Annotated in this window: 24 protein-coding genes and 1 other RNA gene; 11 read left to right on the top strand and 14 right to left on the bottom strand. The window is 58.4% G+C overall.

Going from position 1 to position 20,915, the window contains the following annotated elements; genetic code table 11:
- Positions 1-3: 3 nt before the first annotated feature.
- Positions 4-1,275 (bottom strand): efflux RND transporter periplasmic adaptor subunit, encoded by a 1,272-nt coding sequence (locus AC5S3R_RS16795; RefSeq protein ID WP_494268312.1) that lies wholly within the window; start codon positions 1,273-1,275, stop codon positions 4-6.
- Between the two features lie 88 nt (positions 1,276-1,363).
- On the opposite strand from AC5S3R_RS16795, the gene AC5S3R_RS16790 reads away from it, so the two are divergent.
- A complete protein-coding gene (locus tag AC5S3R_RS16790) occupies positions 1,364-2,026 on the top strand; it encodes a TetR/AcrR family transcriptional regulator (RefSeq protein WP_494268311.1) in 663 nt (220 codons plus the stop codon).
- Positions 2,027-2,093: 67 nt separating this feature from the next.
- On the opposite strand, the gene AC5S3R_RS16785 is transcribed toward AC5S3R_RS16790, so the two are convergent.
- On the bottom strand, positions 2,094-4,181 hold the full coding sequence (locus AC5S3R_RS16785; protein WP_494268310.1) for a S9 family peptidase: 2,088 nt from the start codon (positions 4,179-4,181) through the stop codon (positions 2,094-2,096).
- A 224-nt stretch (positions 4,182-4,405) separates the two neighbouring features.
- On the opposite strand from AC5S3R_RS16785, the gene AC5S3R_RS16780 reads away from it, so the two are divergent.
- Both AC5S3R_RS16780 and AC5S3R_RS16775 read left to right on the top strand, forming a co-directional pair.
- Positions 4,406-5,281: a TPM domain-containing protein gene (locus AC5S3R_RS16780; RefSeq protein WP_494268309.1), complete on the top strand. Its 876-nt coding sequence runs from the start codon at positions 4,406-4,408 to the stop codon at positions 5,279-5,281.
- Positions 5,282-5,354: 73 nt separating this feature from the next.
- Positions 5,355-5,933, top strand: a complete 579-nt coding sequence (locus AC5S3R_RS16775; RefSeq protein ID WP_494268308.1) for a LemA family protein — start codon at positions 5,355-5,357, stop codon at positions 5,931-5,933.
- Between the two features lie 69 nt (positions 5,934-6,002).
- Here AC5S3R_RS16775 and AC5S3R_RS16770 read toward each other — a convergent pair whose 3' ends face one another.
- Together AC5S3R_RS16770 and AC5S3R_RS16765 are read right to left on the bottom strand one after the other, a co-directional pair.
- Entirely contained in the window at positions 6,003-6,347 is a 345-nt protein-coding gene (locus AC5S3R_RS16770; protein WP_494268307.1) for an STAS domain-containing protein, read from the bottom strand.
- A 107-nt stretch (positions 6,348-6,454) separates the two neighbouring features.
- On the bottom strand, positions 6,455-6,895 hold the full coding sequence (locus AC5S3R_RS16765; RefSeq protein WP_494268306.1) for an ATP-binding protein: 441 nt from the start codon (positions 6,893-6,895) through the stop codon (positions 6,455-6,457).
- 166 nt (positions 6,896-7,061) lie between these two features.
- Here AC5S3R_RS16765 and AC5S3R_RS16760 point away from each other — a divergent pair, with 166 nt between their 5' ends.
- Positions 7,062-8,318 (top strand): magnesium transporter MgtE N-terminal domain-containing protein, encoded by a 1,257-nt coding sequence (locus AC5S3R_RS16760; protein ID WP_494268305.1) that lies wholly within the window; start codon positions 7,062-7,064, stop codon positions 8,316-8,318.
- Positions 8,319-8,715: 397 nt separating this feature from the next.
- Entirely contained in the window at positions 8,716-8,898 is a 183-nt protein-coding gene (locus AC5S3R_RS16755) for a hypothetical protein (RefSeq protein ID WP_494268304.1), read from the top strand.
- Here the strand turns inward: AC5S3R_RS16755 and AC5S3R_RS16750 are convergent.
- From AC5S3R_RS16750 to AC5S3R_RS16735, 4 genes are all read right to left on the bottom strand, one after another.
- Positions 8,877-9,506: a methyltransferase domain-containing protein gene (locus AC5S3R_RS16750; protein WP_494268303.1), complete on the bottom strand. Its 630-nt coding sequence runs from the start codon at positions 9,504-9,506 to the stop codon at positions 8,877-8,879. The genes AC5S3R_RS16755 and AC5S3R_RS16750 overlap by 22 nt on opposite strands.
- 396 nt (positions 9,507-9,902) lie before the next feature.
- The gene (locus AC5S3R_RS16745) at positions 9,903-10,925 is read right to left on the bottom strand and encodes an NAD(P)H-dependent glycerol-3-phosphate dehydrogenase (protein ID WP_494268302.1); all 1,023 of its coding nucleotides are present in this window, start codon (positions 10,923-10,925) and stop codon (positions 9,903-9,905) included.
- A complete protein-coding gene (gene plsY, locus AC5S3R_RS16740; protein WP_494268301.1) occupies positions 10,922-11,554 on the bottom strand; it encodes a glycerol-3-phosphate 1-O-acyltransferase PlsY in 633 nt (210 codons plus the stop codon). The genes AC5S3R_RS16745 and plsY overlap by 4 nt, the downstream gene beginning before the upstream one ends.
- Positions 11,555-11,712: 158 nt before the next feature.
- A complete protein-coding gene (locus AC5S3R_RS16735) occupies positions 11,713-12,435 on the bottom strand; it encodes a hypothetical protein (protein WP_494268300.1) in 723 nt (240 codons plus the stop codon).
- A gap of 106 nt (positions 12,436-12,541) precedes the next feature.
- Between AC5S3R_RS16735 and AC5S3R_RS16730 the strand changes: the two genes are divergently transcribed.
- Genes AC5S3R_RS16730 through AC5S3R_RS16715 form a run of 4 tightly spaced genes read left to right on the top strand, consistent with a single transcriptional unit; the run spans position 12,542 to position 13,453 of the window.
- Complete coding sequence (locus AC5S3R_RS16730; RefSeq protein WP_494268299.1) at positions 12,542-12,718, top strand: hypothetical protein; 177 nt, start codon at positions 12,542-12,544, stop codon at positions 12,716-12,718.
- Positions 12,715-12,864, top strand: coding sequence for a polysaccharide deacetylase family protein (locus tag AC5S3R_RS16725; RefSeq protein ID WP_494268298.1), 150 nt, complete (start codon positions 12,715-12,717; stop codon positions 12,862-12,864). The genes AC5S3R_RS16730 and AC5S3R_RS16725 overlap by 4 nt, the downstream gene beginning before the upstream one ends.
- A gap of 27 nt (positions 12,865-12,891) precedes the next feature.
- The gene (locus AC5S3R_RS16720; protein ID WP_494268297.1) at positions 12,892-13,272 is read left to right on the top strand and encodes a polysaccharide deacetylase family protein; all 381 of its coding nucleotides are present in this window, start codon (positions 12,892-12,894) and stop codon (positions 13,270-13,272) included.
- The gene (locus AC5S3R_RS16715; protein WP_494268296.1) at positions 13,253-13,453 is read left to right on the top strand and encodes a hypothetical protein; all 201 of its coding nucleotides are present in this window, start codon (positions 13,253-13,255) and stop codon (positions 13,451-13,453) included. Before AC5S3R_RS16720 ends, AC5S3R_RS16715 begins: the two co-directional genes overlap by 20 nt.
- Positions 13,454-13,558: 105 nt before the next feature.
- On the opposite strand, the gene AC5S3R_RS16710 is transcribed toward AC5S3R_RS16715, so the two are convergent.
- From AC5S3R_RS16710 to rimO, 5 genes are all read right to left on the bottom strand, one after another.
- Entirely contained in the window at positions 13,559-14,803 is a 1,245-nt protein-coding gene (locus AC5S3R_RS16710; RefSeq protein WP_494268295.1) for a competence/damage-inducible protein A, read from the bottom strand.
- Between the two features lie 112 nt (positions 14,804-14,915).
- Positions 14,916-15,953, bottom strand: coding sequence for an IPT/TIG domain-containing protein (locus AC5S3R_RS16705; RefSeq protein WP_494268294.1), 1,038 nt, complete (start codon positions 15,951-15,953; stop codon positions 14,916-14,918).
- Positions 15,954-15,986: 33 nt separating this feature from the next.
- Positions 15,987-16,481 carry a phosphatidylglycerophosphatase A family protein gene (locus tag AC5S3R_RS16700; protein ID WP_494268293.1) on the bottom strand — a complete coding sequence of 165 codons (495 nt, stop codon included), beginning with the start codon at positions 16,479-16,481 and terminating at the stop codon, positions 15,987-15,989.
- Positions 16,471-16,713: a DNA gyrase inhibitor YacG gene (locus AC5S3R_RS16695; protein WP_494268292.1), complete on the bottom strand. Its 243-nt coding sequence runs from the start codon at positions 16,711-16,713 to the stop codon at positions 16,471-16,473. The genes AC5S3R_RS16700 and AC5S3R_RS16695 overlap by 11 nt, the downstream gene beginning before the upstream one ends.
- A gap of 39 nt (positions 16,714-16,752) precedes the next feature.
- The gene (rimO, locus tag AC5S3R_RS16690; RefSeq protein ID WP_494268291.1) at positions 16,753-18,279 is read right to left on the bottom strand and encodes a 30S ribosomal protein S12 methylthiotransferase RimO; all 1,527 of its coding nucleotides are present in this window, start codon (positions 18,277-18,279) and stop codon (positions 16,753-16,755) included.
- A 127-nt stretch (positions 18,280-18,406) separates the two neighbouring features.
- Between rimO and ffs the strand changes: the two genes are divergently transcribed.
- Together ffs and AC5S3R_RS16680 are read left to right on the top strand one after the other, a co-directional pair.
- An RNA gene (gene ffs, locus AC5S3R_RS16685) (signal recognition particle sRNA small type) lies at positions 18,407-18,504 on the top strand.
- A 123-nt stretch (positions 18,505-18,627) separates the two neighbouring features.
- Positions 18,628-19,644 (top strand): beta-ketoacyl-ACP synthase III, encoded by a 1,017-nt coding sequence (locus AC5S3R_RS16680; RefSeq protein ID WP_494268290.1) that lies wholly within the window; start codon positions 18,628-18,630, stop codon positions 19,642-19,644.
- Positions 19,645-19,713: 69 nt separating this feature from the next.
- Here the strand turns inward: AC5S3R_RS16680 and AC5S3R_RS16675 are convergent, their stop codons facing one another.
- A complete protein-coding gene (locus tag AC5S3R_RS16675) occupies positions 19,714-20,586 on the bottom strand; it encodes a menaquinone biosynthetic enzyme MqnA/MqnD family protein (RefSeq protein WP_494268289.1) in 873 nt (290 codons plus the stop codon).
- Between the last annotated feature and the right edge of the window lie 329 nt (positions 20,587-20,915).

The following is a 20,915-nucleotide window of genomic DNA, read 5'->3' as shown; positions in this document are numbered from 1 at the left end:
CTATTACCTCCCCGCCGGTGAAGAACTGGTGACGAGTGTAGAAGTGGCGGCATCCGCATCCGAGAGCGAAATCTCATGCGGATTAACCGGAGCGCCTTCTCTCAGCTTTTGCAGGTTGTCGGTAATCACGCGCGCGCCAGCATCAAGGCCGCTGGTCACAACCCACTGGCTTCCATACTGCGTGCCAAGTTGCACATTCACGATATGCACCTTGTTGTCCGCCGTAACGGTGGCCACCTGTTGCAGTCCCTGCAGCTCCGATACCGCAACCTGCGGCACCAGAATCGCGGAAGTAGCAACCTGGGTATTCGCACTGACGCGGCCAAACTGGCCGGGGCGCAGAACATTGCCGGGATTGGCAAACGCCGCCGCAATGCGAATCGCGCCCGTCTGCTGATTCATCTGCCGGTCAACAAATACGATGTTGCCCTGGTGCGGATAAACTTCTCCATTAGCAAGCGTCAGCGTTAGCGGAAGCTTCGCGGAAGCCTTCAACAGATCGCCGCCACCCGCATGCGCTTGCTGAACCAGTGAAAGATATTCCTGATCGCTGATAGAGAAGTAAGCCTTGATCGGATCAAGCTGGGAAACCGAAGTAAGCACCGATTGCGGGCTCACAAGATTGCCAACCTGTGTCGTAGCCTGTCCAGCAATGCCGCTAATCAGCGAACGAACCTCGGTGAATCCAAGATTCAGCTTCGCCGTCTCCACATTTGCTTTCGCTGTCGCAATCGCCGCCTGTGCTTGCTTCACCGCCGCTTGCGCCTGTGCCTGCGTCTGCAACTCATTATCAAGCTGGCTCTGCGCAATCGCATGCTGAGCCGCCAGCGGAGAATCGCGCTTCACATTAATATCCGCCAATCCCAACTGCGCCTGTGCCTGTGCAAGCTGCGCCTCAGCCTGCCCTTGCTGGCCCAGCGCCTGGTCCAGAACTGCCTGGAAAGGACGCTGGTCAATCACAAAGAGCACATCGCCCTTATGCACCAGCGAGCCTTCACGGTAGTTCTGCTTCACCAGGTAGCCGCTCACCTGCGGCTGAATCTGCGCATTCACATAACCGTCCAGCGTGCCCACCCACGCGCTCTTGAGTGGCACGTTTGAGGTTGCAATCTTAACCACGGTCACCGGCATTGCGCCCATCGCGGGAGCCGCCCCCTGTGAGGGCTTGCATCCCATCAGCAGCGAGGCAGAGACCGCCAGCACTCCGGCAGCGGCCCATGATCCATATAGAAAACGTTCATTCTTGAAGGGGTGAGTCGCCCTCTGTATTTGCATCTGTAACCTCTCATGGAAACGGGAAATCTTGATCTGCGCTCGAAAAACATACACGCATGTATGTAAATTATGAGATTATAGAAACGCTGTGCTGGATTCAAAAACATCTGAAGAAAACCACTTAGCCCCGTTTGCCAATGCGAGCAAGCAACAGCGGGCTCAGGAAACACGCAAGCAACTCATGGATGCGGCGCGCGAAATCTTTGCGCGCGATGGTTTTGAGTTCACGCGGCTTGAAGATATTGCAGCCGCTGCAGGCAAAACACGCGGCGCTTTCTATGCTCACTTCCGTGATAAGGAAGACATCTTTTTCGCCATCTTTGAAGAAGACATTATGGAAAAGAGGGAGAGCCTGCGGCAGCCTCTTATCGAAGCTACATCCGGAAAAGAGCGCATCGAGATTCTGGTGCAGCATTTGGCTGCAATCATTCAGCGCCCTTGGCAAATGCTTTTGAGCCTCGAATTCAAAGCCTACGCAATTCGCCATCCACACCGCACCAAACGGCTAGCAGACATCTTCACGGAAATGTGCCTGTGCGCTGGTGAAACCCGCATTGATCACCTGATTCCGGAAATGAGACTGGAAGACCCACGAGCACAGCGCAGGCAAGCCGCGCAGTTTGCCGCGTTGGTAGACGGACTTGCCATCAATTGGCTCTTCGACCCCGAAAACATGGATTCCGAACTACTGCTAAGGCAATTACGTTGCGGCATCGAAGCAATCTTGAACTCACCGCAGGAAAGCAAATAATCTCGGCGTACCCATACGGCGGGTGCCCCATGTCTCCTTCTTTTGGAGACATGGGGCGCACAAATCTCTACTTCACAACTCCCAGTTCCCGCAGCACAAACGCATAATCAAACGCAATTTCCTTCAGATAGTCATATCGCCCGCTGGCTCCGCCATGCCCAGCCTTCATATTCGTCACCAGCAGCAGCGGATTCGCATCCTGCTTGAGCGTACGCAGCTTCGCCACATACTTCGCCGGCTCCCAATACATCACCTGGCTATCATGCAAACTGGTTTTCACCAGCATGGACGGGTACTTCGCAGCCTTCAGATTGTCATACGGCGAATAGCGCAGCATGTATTGGAAGTACTGCTCTTCATTCGGATTGCCCCACTCTTCATACTCCGGCACCGTCAGCGGCAGGGAAGCGTCGAGCATCGTATTCATCACATCCACAAACGGAACATGCGAAACAACAGCCCTGAAAAGCTCAGGCCGCATATTCGTAACCGCGCCCATCAGCAACCCGCCCGCTGAGCCGCCCTCAATCGCCACACGCGCCGCATCGCCATAACCGCTTTTCGTAAGATGCTCCGTGCATGCAATAAAGTCAGTAAACGTATTGAGCTTGGTCAGCATCTTCCCGGCATCATGCCATGTCTCGCCCAGGTCGCCGCCTCCGCGAATATGCGCATAAGCCATCACAATGCCGCGATCCAGCAAACTCAGCCGGTTCCCGCTAAAACCAAGCGGCAGCGCATAGCCATACGAGCCATACCCATAAACGTAAAGCGGATTCTTGCCCGCCTCCCGCTTGTCCTTGCGATACACAATCGAAATCGGAACCTGCACGCCATCCGCCGCAGTTGCATGGATTCGTTCGCTCGCATAAAGTGTGCGGTCAAAGCCACCCGGTACTTCCACCTGCTTCAGCAGCGTAGACTCGCCACTTGCAACCCCATACTCAAACACGGAACTAGGCGTAACCAGCGATTGATACGAATAACGAAACGTCGTCGTGTCAAAGCAGCGATTGATATGCGGATACGCACTATAAGCAGGCTCAGGGAAAGAAATCTCCCCAGACGCCTTAGCCTCCGGCCCATCTCCAGCAAACTTGTAGAGTCGCAGATGAGGCAGCCCATTCTCGCGGTCGCACGCAACAAAGAAATCGCGGAAAAGGTCCACATCTTCCAGCATCACGCCCTCGCGATGCGCAATCTGCTCAACCCAGTGGGCACGATCAGGCGCATCCACAGGTGCCGTCACAAGCCGGAAATTACGCCCCTTGTCGTTCGTGCGAATAAACCACTGCCCATTGCGATGATCGACAAAATACTCATGCCCATCCTCGCGCGCCGCAATCAGTTGGAACTCGCCCTCAGGCTTATCCGCGGCCAGCACATGCGACTCACTCGTAATGTGGCTGTGCGACTCAAGAATCAGAAACTTCCCATCGCGCGTGCGCCCCGCGCCCACATTGAACCGCTCGTCATCATCCTGATAAACCAGCGCATCCGCCGCAAACGGTGTCCCGCGCCCATGCCGCCAAAGCTGATACTGCCGCTTCTGCTCTTCATCTTCCACGGTGTAAAAGAGCGTAAAGTTATCCGCGGCCCACACAATCGAGCCAACCCGCTCCACCTGCCCCGGCAGCATCTCGCCCGTCTTCAAATCCTTAATATGCAGCGTGTACTGCCGAAACCCGGTCGTGTCCACGCTATAAGCCAGCCAGCGTCCATCGTCAGAGATATCCGTCCCGCCAATCGCAAAAAACGCATGCCCCTTGGCCAGCACATTGCCATCCAGAATCACTTCCTCGGCAGCATTCTCATCCGGCCCGGCCGCGCCACCGCGTTTGCGGCAGTGAATCGCATACTGCAACCCCTCTTCGGTGCGCGAGTAATACCACCACTCCCCATCGCGATAGGGAACCGACACATCCGTCTGCTTAATGTGGCTCAGCATCTCTTCATATAGCTGCTCGCGCAACGCGGCCTGCGGAGCCATCACGGCTTCCGCGTAGTCATTCTCAGCATCAAGATAAGCCGTAACCTCTGGATTCTCTTTCTGGCGCAGCCAGGCATAGTCATCCACAAGCGTTACGCCATGGAGCGCAGTTTCAGTATGTTCAACGCAAGCAACAGGAGTGTTGGGGATCACTTGTTCGGTCATCGTATTACCAGTTTAGTAGTTGTATGGGCGGAATCTCCGAGTAAGGGATGGACGGCTTGTAGTTCTTTGGAAAGGCGCGTCTGGTAGGCCGGGGATTTATACCCCGGCAATTAAAAGGCATACAAATGTACCGGGCTTTAGCCCCTGAGGCATACTTTTGCAAGTTGAGCCTCTACTTAGGACCACGGAACTTTCTGCTCCCAATCCCCGTACAATAGAGTGCGATGAACGTCTTAACGCACCGCGTTGCGTACGGAATGAGGTTGCTGGCTGCCTCGCTCCTTCTGTTTTCCGCACTTTTCCTCCACGCAGAGAGCGTAGATTCTCTCCCCAGGCCTGTAGATTCTCTCCCCAGGCCTACTGACTACGTCAGCGACCTGGCCCATGTGCTTTCCCCTGCGGCAATCTCCCGTATCGATAGCCTTTGCAGCCAGTTAGACCACTCGCAAGCCAACGCCCAAATCGCAGTAGTCACGGTAAAAACCTTTGACGGAGACGACCCTGCCGATTGGGCCAACGAGCTTGAAACCAAGTGGAAAATCGGCAAAAAAGGCTCCGATAAAGGCGTCCTTATCCTCCTCGCCGTGCAGGACCATAAATACCGCATCGACGTAGGCTACGGCCTTGAGCCAATCCTCCCCGACGGCCTCGTCGGCGACATAGGCCGCGAGATGCGCGTAGACCTGAGGGCAGGGGATTACGATGGTGCTCTCCTCGGCGCAGTCGGCCACGTAGGCCAGATCATTGCCAAGGACGCCAACATCACCTTGCAGGGCGCGCAAGACGACCAGCTCGCCGTGCAGCCCGGCCGCCGCGTACATCACAGTTCCGGCCTCGGTATCCTCATCTTCTTCCTCTTCCTGCTCGTCCTCTTCGGGGGCTTCGGCATCACCCGCTCCATCTTCGGATGGCTAGGTTGGGGCCTCTTCCTCGGCAGCCTGAACAACGGCCCGCGCTACCGGAATGACAACTGGCGTGGAGGCGGCTGGGGTGGAGGTGGTGGTTTCGGTGGTGGCGGAGACAGCGGCGGTGGAGGCGGCGGCTTCGGCGGTTTTGGTGGTGGAGATTTTGGTGGCGGTGGCGCCGGCGGAGACTGGTAGGTAGTCCCGGCAACACAAGTAAGGTAAAGTTTGTTTGTTCGTCCCTCAACGGGCGAAAGGAGAAAGCAACAGTATGGGTAAGGGATGTTTAGCTGGTTTGGGAGTTCTCGGCGTTTTAGTGCTTGCGGCGCTGTTCGTCTTTGGCAGCTTCAAGAGCACGCAGAATCAGCTCGTACAAAAGGACGAGGCCGTAAAGTCCGCCTGGTCGCAGGTAGACATCAACCTGCAGCGCCGCGCCGACCTGATTCCCAACCTCGTGGAAACGGTCAAGGGCTACGCCAAGCAGGAAACCACGGTCTTTGGTGACATTGCCAACGCCCGCGCCGGTCTACTCAACGCGCACACCCCGCAGGACAAAATCGCGGCCAACAACACCCTCGATGGGGCCTTTGGCCGCCTGCTCGCGCTCACGGAAAACTACCCCGAGCTCAAGTCCAACGAGCAGTTCATGCGCCTGCAGGACGAGCTTTCCGGCACGGAAAACCGCATCGCCGTCTCGCGCCGCACCTACAACACCACGCTGCGCGACTACAACACCTTCGTGCGCTCGTTCCCCAACAGCATCTGGGCGGGCATCCTCGGCTTCAAGTCCAACGAGGCTTATTTCGAGGCATCCGCCGCGTCGCGCGCCGTCCCCAACGTCAAGTTCTAACGCAGCAAAAATCCACGTATGACAAAAAGAGCCATCCCGAGGGATGGCTCTTTTTCGTGAACTCGCAGCTTACTTGTAAGAAGCGATGGCCGTGGATTCGCTGTCGTAGATATCAAACACAGTGTAGAGCTTCGTCAACTGCAGCACGTCCTTGACCTTCTTGGTCAGGTTCAGCAGCTTCAACGTCGCGCCCTGGTTCTTGGCCGTGGTGAAAGCGCTCACCAGCTCGCCCAGGCCCGAGCTATCGATGTAGTTCACATCGCCCAGGTTGAGCAGAATGTTCTTGGAACCCTTGCTGATGAGGTCGCGAATGGCCTCGCGCAGTTGCACACTGCCTTCGCCCAGGGTAATCCTTCCGCCCAGATCCAGAACCGTTACGCCATCCACTTCACGGGAAGCAATCGTTAGTGCCACGGAAACTCCTCCTTAAGTCGGTACTTAGTTATAGCATCCGGACCGCACAGGTCCGGGTGAAAATCTCTTTATACCAGCCGGATACGCCACTCAGGCGGCTGGAATCTTCAAGATGAGGCTCCCGCCTGATGCCGATGTTTAATCATGGTCAGCTCAGTGCCGGGATGCAGTTGACGAAAGTGTACCTCATCCATGAAGGAGCGGATAAGAAAGATGCCGCGCCCCGTCCCCCGCAACAGGTTTTCCGGAGCCAGCGGGTCGGGCAGCGACTCCGGGTCCACACCCTTGCCCTCATCGCCCACGGTAAAAATCACATCGGCCCCAGTCAGCTCAAAGCTGGCCGTTACATGCTTGGCCGGGTCGTACTCGTTGCCATGCAGCACGGCATTCACCGCGGCCTCGCGCACAGCCATGGTGATGTGAAAAGCCTCGTCCTCGTCAAAGCCGGCATCCTTGGCCAGCTTCTCCGCAACGGCTTCAATCTCCTCCACGCTTTCCATGGTGGAGTTGAGTCGGAGCGTCTGGCGGCCTGCGGTGGATTCGCTCAATATCGTCTGGGCCCTTCGAGTTGCGGAAATGCGGCAGCCCACAAGCCACCTGACGGCAGTTTCATGGCTGAAGCTCATTGTGTCAAGAATTGCCAGCAGATGATTCTCGTTATCTGGTTGATTTCCCTTGTGCGCGAAAGCCATATTAACCGTCTAAACTCAACTCATGCAGACCCGCACCACAACCCGCGTCAGTCTCACAGCTTTACTCGGCACCCCGGTCACTGACGCGCAGGGCCAGCTCCGCGGCAAGCTCAAGGACATTGCAGTAAGCACTGGCGCGGACGGCGGCCGCGTAGCCGGCCTCGTTCTGAAAACAAGAAACGGCCTCAGCATCGTCCCCTCGCAGGAAGTCCTCGAAACCCCCGCCGGCACACTCGAACTGCGCTCCGCCGGCGCGCTTGTCCCGCTCAACGATGAAGAAAACTACCTCTATCTCCAGCAGGACCTGATAGACCGCCAGATTATCGACGTGCATGGGCGCAAGGTTGTACGCGTCAACGACGTGGACCTCGAATGGCTGGGCCATGGCGCGGCCCACCTGCTGCGGGTGGCCGAAGTCGAAGTCGGCCTCCGCGGAGCCATGCGGCGGGTCTTCAAAGGCCTGCTTCCGCGCACCACGCTCGAATCACTCTCGCGGCGGCTTGCAGCCAACGGCATCCCGTGGCAGTTCGTGGACGTTATCGAGGTAGACCCCGCCCGCCGCGTCAAGCTCCGCATCGAGTATGAACGCCTCAACGAGATGCACCCCTCCGACCTCGCCGAAATCCTCGAAGACCTGCCGCCTGCCGAGCGCGAGGCCGTCTTCACCGCGCTCGACGAAGAGGTGGCTGCCGAGGCCCTCGAAGAGGCCGACCCCAAGCTGCAAAAAGCCCTCCTCGAAAAGATGGACGAGGAGCGCATTGCCGACATCGTCGAAGAGATGGACCCCGGTGCAGCTGCCGACCTGCTCGCCGAGCTGCCCGAGGAGCAATCCGACGCCATCCTTGAAGAGATGGAGCCCGAGGAGCGTCAGGAAGTCGCCGAGCTACTTGAGTTCGACGAGCATTCCGCTGCCGGCGCTATGACTACGGATTTTGTCGCCGTGCCCGCCGACGCAACGGTGGCGCAGGCTGTGCAGACGCTCAAAAACTTCGACGGAGATCCCGAATCTGTTACCGAAATCTACCTTCTCGGAGATCGCCGCATCCTGCTCGGCTCGGTCTCGCTGGCACGGCTGGTGATGGCGCAGCCCGAAACCCGCCTCAGCGTCCTGGCCGAGCCGCGTATCCTGTCCTGCCCCTTTGATATGCATCAGAATGAGCTGGCGGAGACCTTCGACAAATACAACCTGCATGCGCTGCCTGTCGTAGATGCGCTAGGCCGCATGGTTGGCGTGGTGCAGGCCGATCATGTCATCAGCTTTTTGCGGGAGAAGCTGTAGCTCAGTTTTTAGAGGATGTTTCTCTTTCTAAGTGATTGATTGCAATCGCTATATTTACGCTTTTTCGTGTTTACTGATTAGTCTATGGTAACCATCAAAGCGGATAATTTTTTGAAAATTGCGATTTTTTTCTTTTTTTCAGTATCTCAGTGTTGCGATTTCGATTTGTGGACCGGCTTACAGATTCTGAGATAGGGGGAGGGGGGGACCTCTCCGGTTCCGAAACTACAAAGGCCCGATTCTGTCTGGAATCGGGCCTTCGTATTGGTCATTTTTAGTTTGGCATAAAAGGGCGTAATTGTACGCAACGGTTTTCCACAGATTTGAGATTTATTTTTGAGCGGCTGAGCAAAGACAAAACCTCAGGGGCTAAAGCCCAGTGCCTTTGGTGGGTTTTTTGCGGCACGATTACCACCCCAGCGACGAAGACCTGTCTGCGGGGACTCCGGCTATGGTCAGGATGACACCGCTTGATTTTGCGGGAGAGCGAAGACGGGAGAGCGGGTGGGAGTGCTATCCCACCCTTCGCAAAGAGCACGAAGGATGGGGCACGGTGGCTTACTGGCGTACGGCTATGTAGCTTTTTGTTAATCCCAAGACGCGCTCGCGGAGGATGATGCAGTCGGGGAAGAGCTCGCGGAACTCGCGGTAGGTGAGCAGGCGCACTTCGTCGACAATCTGGTGCACGACTTCCGGCGTGAGGAGGCCGCGGGGAGTCCAGCGGACGATGCGGTGCTGCAGGCTCCTGGGCAGGTATTGAATCCACGGGGCGAGAAGGTGCGGCTCGATGGGGAAGGAGCGGGCCGGGGTTTGAATCCAGAGCCGGCGGGCGACGCGGCGGGCTTCACTGGCGAAGCGCTGCTGCTGCTCCCATGTGACCATGTGCTCGATGACGGAGTTGGAGAAGGCGATGTCGAAAAACTGATCGCAAAAGGGGAGCTTTGCCGCGTCGCCGAGGACGGAGAGGAAACGCTTGTCGGGACTGTCGGGATAGGGGCGGTTATTGAGCAGCGTTACGGAAAAGGGCTTGTGGGTGGGCGATTCAACGGACCAGGTTTGCGCTGTGCCGCCGATGTCGAGAAGAAGGGTCTCTGGCGGAGGGCTCATGCGGGTGAAGAAGGTCTGCATCCGCTTGCGGCGGAAGCGGAGGAAGATGCGCTCGGAGAGCATTTGGAAGGTGAGTTTCATGAGTGCGATTGAGTAGTGGATGCCAGTATAGCGAGGGGGAAATTTTGGACTGTCGCGGGATTGTCATTGGATCGTCATTGCTTGATTTTTGGGGTATTGCGATGGGTGGGCGAAAAGGCAAAAGCAGGTTCTTCGACTCACCACCCCTGAACTGAAAAGCATTCTCCCACCCCAGCGAGCAAAGAACGCTTGCTGGGGATCCCGGACCTTGGGTGCCCCGGCGCAGTTGCCCGGATGGCCAGTCCTAGCGCTCGTGTCTGACGAATCAATTCGGTGTTCGACAGGCGGTAAAGCATCCCTCAGGGGCTAAAGCTCAGTGCTTTTTGTGTGCCTTTGCGGCACGGCTAAAGCCGTGCCCTTTCAAAACCGCGCCGAAGTTGATTCGTCAGACACTGCCTAGTGCTCGTGTTTGCCGGGGCGGAGCATTAAATCCTTGATGGCTTCACGGGGGTCTTTGCCGTGGTCGAGGATTAGCTCCATTTGCTCGGTGATGGGCATTTCTACTCGCTGCTGACGGGCGAGGCCTAAGGCGGCGCGGGTGGTGTGGACGCCTTCCGCGACTTTGCCGCCTAGTGAGGCGAGGATCTCCGGCAGCTTGCGGCCTTTGCCGAGTTCCACTCCTACGGTGCGGTTGCGGCTCAGGCTGCCGGTGCAGGTGAGCACGAGGTCGCCGAGGCCTGCCAGACCAGCGAGGGTTTCGCGGCGGCCGCCGCAGGAGATGGCGAGGCGCGTCATTTCCGCGATGCCGCGGGTGATGAGGCCGGCCATGGAGTTGGAGCCGAGACCTACGCCGGTGGAGATTCCGGCGGCGATGGCGATTACGTTTTTCAGCGCGCCGCCCAGCTCTACGCCGATGAGGTCCTGCGAGGTATAGAGCCGCAGTGACTCGGAAGCGAACTCCCGCTGCACCAGCGCTGCGTAGGCGTGCGTCTCGAAGGCCACGGTGATGGCGGTGGGTTGCCCGGCGGCTACTTCCTGCGCGAAGCTGGGGCCGCTGAGTGTGCCGATGGGGAGAGTGAGGTTGGATTCATTCAGGATGGCTGCGATGACCTGCGACATGCGCAGAAACGAGCCGTTCTCAATGCCCTTGGTGGCGCTGAGCAGGATGTGTCCCTCATGCAGATGAGGCCGGATGCGTGTGATGGTCGCGCGCAAAAACTCCGATGGTACGACGGAGACGAGAATGTCCGCAGAGGAAAGCTCCGCGTCGTTGCTGGTAACGCGAACGGATTCCGGAAAGGGATAGCTGGGCAGGTATTTGCGGTTTTCGCGGGCGGCGGCGATGGTCTTTGCGGCTTCCTGCGAGTGTGACCAGAGGGTTACGGAGCGTCCGCTGCGCGCAAGCGAGAGAGCAATGGCCGTGCCCCAGGAGCCGGAGCCGAGAACTGCGATACGCGGGGCTATTGGAAGAACGGTCATGCCGTCTTGGGTGCTCCAAAGCGATGCTCAGTGCCGGAGAGCAGCCGGCCAATGTTGGCGTGGTGCTTCACGATGACCAGCAGCGCAACGAAAACCTGTACGCCGATGAAGAAGGCTGGTTTGTCTCCGTGGACGAAGAACCATGCGAAGACGGGGAAACTGGCCGCACCGAGAATGGACGCCAGCGAGACGTACCGCGTGAGCGCGATGGTCAGAAAGAACAAACCAATTGCTGCCAGGGCTGCCCACGGCGCAGCTACGAGAAAGACGCCGAATCCCGTTGCGACGCCTTTGCCGCCTTTGAAACGAAGCCAGACGGTGAAGATGTGTCCGAGGACGGCGAAGAGTGCGGCGAGGGCCGCAACGTTGCGCACGGGCCAAGTGGGAAGAAGTATGGGGGCGAGCCATCCGCCGAGTGCGACGGCGAGAGCACCTTTGCCAGCGTCGAGCAGGAAGGTAAGCGCTCCAAGCCCTTTGCCGCCGGAGCGGAGAACGTTGGTGGCTCCGATGTTGCCGCTGCCTATGTTGCGAATATCTTCTTTTTTGATGAAGCGCACCAGCAGATAACCTGTCGGAATGGAGCCAAGCAGGTAGGAGGCGGCAATAATCAGAAGGCTTGCGGCTGACATCGATATGAGTTTATCAGGGAGAGAGGGAACGAGGGAGCAAGGGAACCAGGGAACAAGAAAGCAAAGGCAGGTCTGAGATGGGGTGGAGATTAAGGTATCCCACCCTTGCGACAGAAAAAATCGCAAGGATGGGGCACGTACTTTTGTGGCTGGACTGCTTAGTCCACCATGACTTCGCCGGGGAGGATGGGGCGTGTGCGTGGGAGCTTGCCGCTCCATGCCGAGTAGCCCATGGCGAAGAGAACGCTGGCGTAGATGACGAGCTTGATGGCCGAACCGGTTTGGGTGGAGGCGAGAGATTGCGGCATGGCCTTCCAGAGGATGAGCAACACCGTTTGCGCGATGGTGACGGACCAGACGGTGCCGTAGAAGTAGCGGCGCTCGGTGCCCTCGCCCTTTGTTGATGGGCCTACGCGTGGTAGCTTGCCCAGCGCTCCGAGAGTGAGGATGATGAGGGCGAGCGGAAGGTAAGCGTACTGGTAGAGCTGCTTCATTACCCATACGCCGGTGATGGTGGCGTAGATGAGTCCGGCGAGGTTGAGCAGCGCGAAGTTCAGCGCGGCGTTCCACGCAAAGGTGTAACAGATGCGGCGGTAGAGCGGGTTGGGGCGGTCTTCATCGAAGCGCAGGATGTAGGGCTTGGGTTCGCAACCGGGCATCTGGCCGGCGATGAGCCCGATGAATGTGCCGACGAGCACGATGCCGAGCCAGAGCGAGTTCCAGAGGCTGAAGCCGTGCGCAAAGAGGCCGAAGGTCAGCGGGCCTGGAGTGAGGAAGTAAACCCATATCCAGATGGGCCAGTGGAGGGCGCGGTAATAACGTTTGTTTCGTGGACGAATTTTGCGTTCGTCTGCATATTCAACAGGGCCGCTGTAGCGCATGGGGAGAATTGTATCGAAGAGGGGAGCGTTTCTGCTGCTTTGTGTTGTCCGGCTGCGTTTTAATGCGCGTGCTGGAGGCATTATGCTTGCGTTGAGGTAAAGGCGAATGAGGATGTTTCTGTTGCGCGGGGTTCGTTGTGTGCTGGGTGTTCTGTTGGCGATGGCGGCGGTTCATGCGCGTGCGCAGCAGATTGCTTTTACGTGGGATGATTTGCCTGCGCACTCGGCGCTGCCTGCGAACACAACGCGCGTGGAGATCGGGCGCAAGCTGATTGCGGCGTGAAGGCTGGAGGGTTGCCGCCGGCGTATGGGTTTGTGAATGGCGTGCGGCTGGAGGAAGAGCCGTTGTCGGAGCCGATGCTGCGGGAGTGGCGGGCGGCGGGGTTCCCGCTGGGGAATCACTCGTGGTCGCACATGAATTTGAATTAGCACTCACTGGAGGAGTGGGAGGCGGATGTGCTGAAGAATGAGCCGGTGCTTGAGAAGTATGCGGCGGGGGAGGACTGGCATTGGTTGCGGTATCCGAATCTTGCGGAGGGTGACACTCCTGAGAAGCGGGCGGGGGAGAGGAAGTTTCTAGCGGAGCATGGATATAGGATTGCGCAGGTGACGATGAGCTTTGGCGACTGGATGCTTGGCGGGGCGTATGCGCGGTGCGTGGCGAAGAATGATACGGCGGCGATTGGGAAGTTGAAGGCGAATTATCTGCGGATGGCGGATGAGGAGATTGATTACGCGCGGGCGACTGCGAAGGCTCCGTGGGGGGAGGGAGGTTCCATATGTGCTGCTGATGCATGCGGGCGCGCTGGATGCAGAGATGCTGCCGCAGTTGATTGAGCTTTATAAGAAGCGCGGGTTCAAGTTTGTGACGCTGGAGGAGGCGGAGAAAGATCCGGCGTATGCCAAGGATGTGCATCCGGGAGTGCCGGAGCCGGGGCCGGCTTATCCTGTCAGCCATATCGGACCGGTTCCAGTGAAGCCTGAGCCGGATGTGGATTTGAATGAGATTTGTAAGTAGATGGTGGTGGTTTGCGAACGAAAGACAAAAGCAGGTCCTTCCCTCCGCCTGAAAAGCGGCTATGGTCAGGATGACACCTTCTAATTATTGATAATTTGCGAATGATTACATCAGCCTGCGTCTTACTAGATCGAGGGCTTGCTGGGCGGTGAAGTCTCTTATGCGCTGGCGGGAGCCGCGGAAGTTCTTTTCCAGCACGTCGGTTTTGGCGCCGTCGGTTACGGCGATGTAGACGAGGCCTACGGGTTTGGTTTCGGTGGCTCCGGTGGGGCCGGCGATGCCGGTGATGCCGAGGCCGATGGTGGAGCCGGTTTTTTTGCGGATGCCTTCGGCGAGTGCGCGGGCTACTTCTTCACTGACTGCGCCGTGTTGTTCAATGAGTTCGGCGGGAACGTCGGCGAATTGCGTTTTCATTGTGTTGGAGTAGACGACTGCGCCGCCTACGAACGAGCGCGAGCTGCCGGGGACTGACGTGATGCGCTCGGCGACGAGGCCGCCGGTGCAGCTTTCCGCTACAGCGAGTGTGGCCTGACGCAGGCCGAGGTAGTAGAGGACGATTTGTTCGAGCGACTCTCCTTCGGAGGAGTAGAGCCAGTCGTCGAGAATCTCTTCCATCCTGCTGGCTAGTTCGCTGACGCGTTGCTCGGCTTGTGCCTGGTCCCGTTTGACGCAGTGGAGCTGGAGATGGATGTCGCCGTTGTGGGCGAGGATGGTGGTTTCGATGTCGGCGTAGGTGGTGTAGACGGGCGCGAGAAGCTTGTCAGCCTGCGACTCGGGGATCATGGCGGCTTTGAGGCTGCGCTTGGCGAGGAAGCGCGGTGGCAGGGCTTCGCGGAGGCGCGGCATGACGTCCGATTCAAAGAGCGGCTTGCACTCGCTGGGCGGGCCGGGCACGAGGACGAGGATTTTGCGGAAGTCCTGGAAGGTGGTGTCGAGCCACTGGCCGGGCGCGCTGCCGTTGGCGTTGGGAAGAATTACCGCGCCTTCGATTACGTCGGCCTGCTTGAGGTTGTTATCGGGAATGGGAGTCCGCCATGCGGCCATGCGCGTGGCGAGGGCTGCGACTTGCGCGCCGTCGCGCTTGAGCTTGACGCCGAGGGTTTCGGCAACGGCTTCGCGGGTGAGGTCGTCTTCGGTGGGGCCAAGGCCGCCCATCAGGATGACGATGTCTACGCGGCCAAGCGCGGCGCGGGTGGCGTTGACGAGGTCTTTGCGGCGGTCGCCGACAATGGTTTTGAAGGCGACGGTGACGCCAAGCTCGTTGAGCTTTTCCGTGATGAAGAGGGAATTGGTGTCCTGCCGGTGCGGCGTGAGCATCTCAGAGCCGATGGCGATGATTTCTGATTTCATAAAAAGCAGCTATTAGCTCCTAGCTATTAGCTTTTAGCTGGTTCCATTGGGAGGCTAGCTCTGAGTGTTGAACCCGGCTTCACTTAAAACTAGAGAAGCTAAGAGCTAAAAGCTAGAAAATGTTTGCGCCTTCGACGCCAAGGTCTACATCAAAGACGGCTTGATTGGTGGTTAGGATGGCGGAACCGAGCGGGGAAAATGCGATGCCGACAAGGTTGGCTCCGGAAAGGACCAGCGACGATTCGCCTTCCTGCGTTACGCGCACTATGCCGCGATGTCCGCGCACGGAAGCTGCTACGAAGATGTTTCCGTCTTGCGCGACTGCGAGGCCCTGCGGACGGCCGAGGCCGCGATACCACACGGCTACATCGCCATGCGGAGAGATTGCGTAGATGGCGTCGTTGGAGCCTAGCGTGGGGCCGGTTACGTAGAGCGTGCCGTTGGCATCGATGGCGAGATGGTAGGCGGCTACGCTTGGTTCCAGCGTGGCGTGGACAAAGATGCCGCGCTCGGGGCTGATTTTGAAGATGGTGCCGCTGCGGTCGCCTACGTAGAGATTGCCTTCGGAGTCGAAGGCGGCTCCGGTGGCGATGCCGAGACCTTCGGCGTATGTGGTGAACTCTCCGGCGGCGTCCACGCGATAGACGATGCCCTCGGCGCGTGAGGTGACGAAGAGTTCTCCCTCGGGATTGAAGGCGAGGCCGGTGGCGTTGAGGATTCCGGTGACGAAGGGCGTGCCGCGTCCATCGGGGCTGATGCGGACGACGGAGACGGGCGTGGTTTTTCCGCGTGGACCGGAGATGGTGGCGTAGATCATTCCTGAGCGGCTGACGGCGGGGCTTGTTACGGGATGCAGACCGTTCGATAGCTCGCGGGCAACGCGCAGCGGTACAGAGGCTGCGCCATGCGCCGTGTGCACTTCTACCAGGCCTGTTGCGGCAAGCTCGGGGATCTGGATTGCGAGTCGCGAGGAACGGCTTAGCCGCACCTGGGCGGGCTCGCCATCTATGGTGACTGCGGGGATTACAAAACCAGTTGGGCCGAGATTGGCCCCGGTTAATTCCACGTCGCCGCCGGGCAGGGCCGCGGCGGGCACAACATCATCAATGCGTGGAGAGGGACTGGCGGATTGGGTTCTTGCACGCGGCATGGGGTTTGCCTCTTGGCGCGTCTGTTTTCGCTCTTAAATCCAGATGCGAAGAATCGCGCCGATACCCCAAGCATACAACCCCGCGGCCACATCGTCGAAGACGATGCCCCAGCCGCGTGGCAGGCTTTCAAGCTGGCGCGCGGGCCATGGCTTGAGGATGTCGAAGATGCGAAAGAGGATGAGCGCGGAGAGAGCTTCGCGCCAGTCGGCACGGCAGCCGAGAAGGGCTATCCACTGGCCTGCGACTTCATCGACGACGACGAAGCCGGGGTCTTTGCGTCCGCTTTCGCGGGCTGCGATGGTGGCGGCGGGAACTCCGAGAGCGATGGAGAGCGCGATGCCGACAGCGAGGATGAGTTGGAGTGCGATGGGGCCGGGATGCAGCGGGAAGGCGACGGCGCACCAGAGCAGCACGGCTGCTACGGAACCCCATGTGCCGGGGCCGGGTTTGCCGAGGCCTGCGCCGAAAAAGGTGGCTACTGTCCAGGCCCAGAAAGTTTTACGTTCCGAGGTCTCGCTAGTTGACATTCGTGTCTTTCGTCTGGCCGCCGCGGAGTCCGTCGAGGTCTTCTAAAACTTCAGGGTCGAGAATGGGCGAGCTAATTTTGTACGCGCCCATGGCCCACTTACCGAGGTCGATTTTGCGGCAGCGGTCGCTGCAGAAAGGGAAGTCCTCGTCCTTGGGCTGCACGAGCATTCCACACGTGGGGCAGCGGAGAACCTTTGCGGTTTTGGTGGCAGATTTTTTCTTAGCTGGCATGGTTTTCAGTTATGAGATGCCGGACTCAATTGTCCTGATTCAAAGTGCTGGTGAAGTGATGCGCACGATGAGGTCATACTCGTGCGCTTCTGTCACTTCCGCATTGTAAAACTTGCCGGGTTCGAGGGATTCGTTGTCACCGAAGTCATTGATGTAAACCTTGCCGTCGATTTCGGGTGCGTGGAACTGCGTGCGGCCTTCCCACAGCAACTCGGTCTCTTCGCTGAGGCCTTCGGCCAGTACGACTAGTTCGCGGCCAATCCACTCCTGCTTGGCTTGCTTGCTGATTTTCTGCTGCAGCTTCATGAGGCGGCGCTTGCGGGCTTCAATGCTGCGCTTGGCGACTTTGCCTTCGAGGTCGTGAGCCTTTGAGCCTTCTTCGTCGGAGTAGGTGAAGACGCCGAGCCAGTCGAACTTTGCTTCCTTGATGAAGTCTTCGAGGATTTCTACGTCCTCTTCTTTTTCGCCGGGAAAGCCGACGATGAAGCTGGTGCGCAGCACGATGCCGGGGACGGCTTTGCGAACCTTTTCCACGGTCTTTAAGAAGATGTCTGCGCCTGCGCCGCGCTTCATGGTCTTGAGCACATCGGGTGAGGCGTGTTGCAGCGGCACGTCGAGGTATTTGCAGATGTTGTTGTGCTTCGCGATGGTTTCGAGCAGCTTGCCGGTGACGCGGTTGGGATAGGCGTAGAGGAAGCGTAGCCAGCGGAGGCCTTCGATTTTTGCGAGTTCATCGAGCAGCGTGGCGAGGCCGTCTTTCATGCCGAGGTCTTCGCCGTAGCAGGTGGTGTCCTGGCCGATGAGTGTGATTTCCTGCACGCCACGGGAGACTAGCTGGCGGGCTTCTGAGACTACGGATTCAAAGCGGCGCGAGCGGAACTTGCCGCGCAGGTTGGGGATAACGCAGAAGGTGCAGGGGTGGTCGCAACCTTCGGCGATTTTGATGTACGCGGAGGTCTGTCCCGTTGAAAGCAGGCGCGGCGTTGTTTCGTCGTAGAGATAGGTGGGCAGCAGGTGCGATGCACCTTGCCAGTCTTCGCGAGTGAAGCGGCCTTGTTGTTCGCGGTGGTCGCCTTCGGGGCGGAAGTGCGTTCCGGCGAGTGCTTCCTTGCCGTGGTGCACGTCTGCCGCGCCGGTGAGGATGTTGAAGGGGGATGCCTTGGGTTTTGGCTGGGCTACGCCTGCGGCTTCGAGAATGGACTCAAGCTCGCCGGTGCCTACTACGGCATCGACTTCAGGGATGCTTTTGCGGATTTCATCGCGGTAGCGCTCGACGAGGCAGCCGGCGACGATGAGCTTTTTTGCGCGGCCTTCGGTCTTGTGGCGCGCCATTTCGAGAATGGTATCGACGGATTCCTGCTTGGCGGTGTCGATGAAACTGCAGGTATTGACGACGAGGATTTCGGCCTCTTCGGGCTTGGCGGTGAGGCGCGCGCCGGCGTGGTCGAGCAGGCCCATCATCACTTCGGAATCGACGAGGTTCTTGGGACAGCCGAGGGAGACGAAGCCTACTACTGGGGCAGCGGACAGTGCTGCTTTTTCTTCTTTTTCTGCAATTACGGTCACTTTTCTATTGTACCGGGATATGGAATTTTGCGCTTTAGGAGAGGTTTCGTGAATGATTCTAATGCTGATGCATGCGTGTGTAGCGCGAAGTGCGATTCGCCCTGTGCATAGTGTTAAAATCAATTAGTGCCGGGTCCTACGCGACGTAATCCCGCTAACCCCGCCAGGTCCGGAAGGAAGCAACGGTAACGGGCTAGTACGGGCGCAGTAGGTCACCCGGTACTTTTTGCGCCGTGGGCGCTTTGGAAAACCCGCGGACACGTTAGAAGGCGCGCTATGCGCCTTTCTCATTTTGTTGCCGCTGGGTGCAGACGTGCTCCGGCATTGCAGGCTGTAAGGAGAATTGCTTTGACCCTCGCCCTTCGTCCCGTGGTGGGCCGCCGTGCCAAGATTACTGCGCTCGGAACTTACGTTCCTCCCAAAGTGCTCACCAACCAGGATCTTGAAAAGATAGTGGAGACCTCGGACGAGTGGATCGTCACGCGTACCGGTATTCGCGAGCGGCACGTTCTGGAAGAGGGCAAGGGCACGAGTGATATGTGCACCGAAGCGGCAAAGGTGTGCCTTGAGCGGCGCGGTATTGCTCCGACGGAAGTGGAAGCGATTATTGTGGGCACCGTGACGCCGGATATGTTGTTTCCTTCCACGGCCTGCCTGGTGCAGAACAAGATTGGCGCTACAGGCGCGTGGGGCTTTGATGTTTCGGCGGGCTGTTCGGGCTTTGTGTTTGCGCTGCAGGCTGGTGTGAAGCTTGTTGAGAGCGGCGCGCATTCCAAGGTGCTGGTTTGCGGCGCGGATGCGAATACCCGCATGACCGACTACACCGACCGCACGACTTGCGTGCTGTTTGGTGACGGCGCGGGCGCTGTGCTGATTGAGCCTTGCGAAGAGGGCGAGGTCGGCTTCATCGACTTTGTGCACGAGATTGATGGCGCGGGCGGTTCGGCGCTGAATATGCCGGCGGGCGGCAGCTTGCATCCGGCTACGCATGAGACCATCGACAAGCGTCAGCACTACATTCACCAGGATGGGCCTACGGTTTACAAGTTTGCCGTGCGCAAGATGGCTGAGGCTTCGGTGAAGGTGACTGAGCGCAATGGCGTGCAGGGAAGTGAACTGGGTGCGTTTATTCCGCACCAGGCGAACCTGCGCATCATTAACGCTACGACGGAACGGCTGGGGATGGACCCGAGCCGCGTGATTATCAACATTGATCGTTACGGCAACACTTCTGCGGGCACGATTCCGCTGGCCATGCAGACGGCTGTGGATGAAGGCAAGCTGAAGAAGGGGGACCTTGTGTTGCTGGCTGCAGCAGGTGCGGGCTTTACGGTTGGCGCGGTGCTGTTGCGGTGGGAAATCTGAAAAGCAGCTTTTAGCTGCTAGCTATTAACTTTTAGCTCAAAAGCCCCGCATCGTTGGATGCGGGGCTTTTTATTTGGTGATGGGCTGAGTGGCTAGCTCGAAGGTGTATTGCGGCAGGATGCCTGCTTCGGCGGCGTAGCTGTAGAAGCCGCGCATGCCTTCGATGCACTCTTCATCGAGAACATAGTGGATGTTTTCGGAGAGATAGGTGTGGATGGTCTCGGCGGGGACGGGCATCTTCTGGGACCATTCGCTGACGAGCGCGTCGATGTTGGCCAGGCCGTTGTTGCGGGAGCGGGTTGTGTCCTCGATGATTTGCTCGCTCAAGATGCTGCTTGATGCAGTTGCCCACACTGCGGAGATATAGGGAAGGCCGGTCAGGGCGCGCCATTCGTCTGCCAGATCGTGATAAACAAGCTCCTCGCCGGTGCGCTCATAGCGATTGGCCTGCTCTTCGAGGGCCATCAGCGCGGGGTCGCCTATTACTACGGCTGCGTCGGCGCGTTCGAGCATGGCGTCGAGGTCAGCGGCCATGGGCACGAACTGCGTGGCGGGGTTCCACCACTTCTGGAAAAGAATGCGTGCATAGGTGACGGTGGTTCGGCTTGCGGTGTCGGCGGCCACGGTGCGGATTTCGTTCAGCGGTTGCGCGGCGCGGCGGACGAGAAGCAGCGAGCGGATGTGGCGCTTGGAGGCGATGGTGCAGCCGGGCACGATGCGTAGTTGCGGATTGGCGGCGAGTGAAGCGATAGGCACCAGGCCGAGGTCTGCCGCGCCAGAGACGAGTTTGTCGGCGCACTCCGAGGGAAGCATCCAGTCAAGCTGGTAGCGCCCGGCTAATTCTTCCTGTAAAGGAGGGTGTTCGAAGTCCCACATCAGAGGTGCGGGATTGAGAAAGCGAATTGCGGCGATGCGCAGACGTGCCTGAATTGAACGAACCACTTTCTCAGTGTAAATGGATTGGGCGAGGGGGATATTAGTCTTCGCCTAAACTTTACTGCTCTCAGGATACCAGATTGCGTGCGTGGAGTTCGGTGTTGCGATGCCAGTCACTAAAAAAATTGACTATCGTTTTTTTGCAGAGCTAATATTGTCGTCGCGTTTGAAGTTTTGTACGAAACGCGGCCAAAAAAACGATTTAGCTGGTTTGAGCGAAGAGAGGAAAAACACTCTCAAAGCCGGCGGCTAATTTCGTTAGACAACATCATTGATACCAACAGCTACGAGGTCATTTATGCAGGGCTACTCAACAGGTACACCTGGCAGGTTCG

The sequence above is a fragment of the Occallatibacter sp. FHG110214_02 genome (genome assembly GCF_059115385.1).
This window is presented reverse-complemented; position numbering and strand designations above follow the sequence as displayed.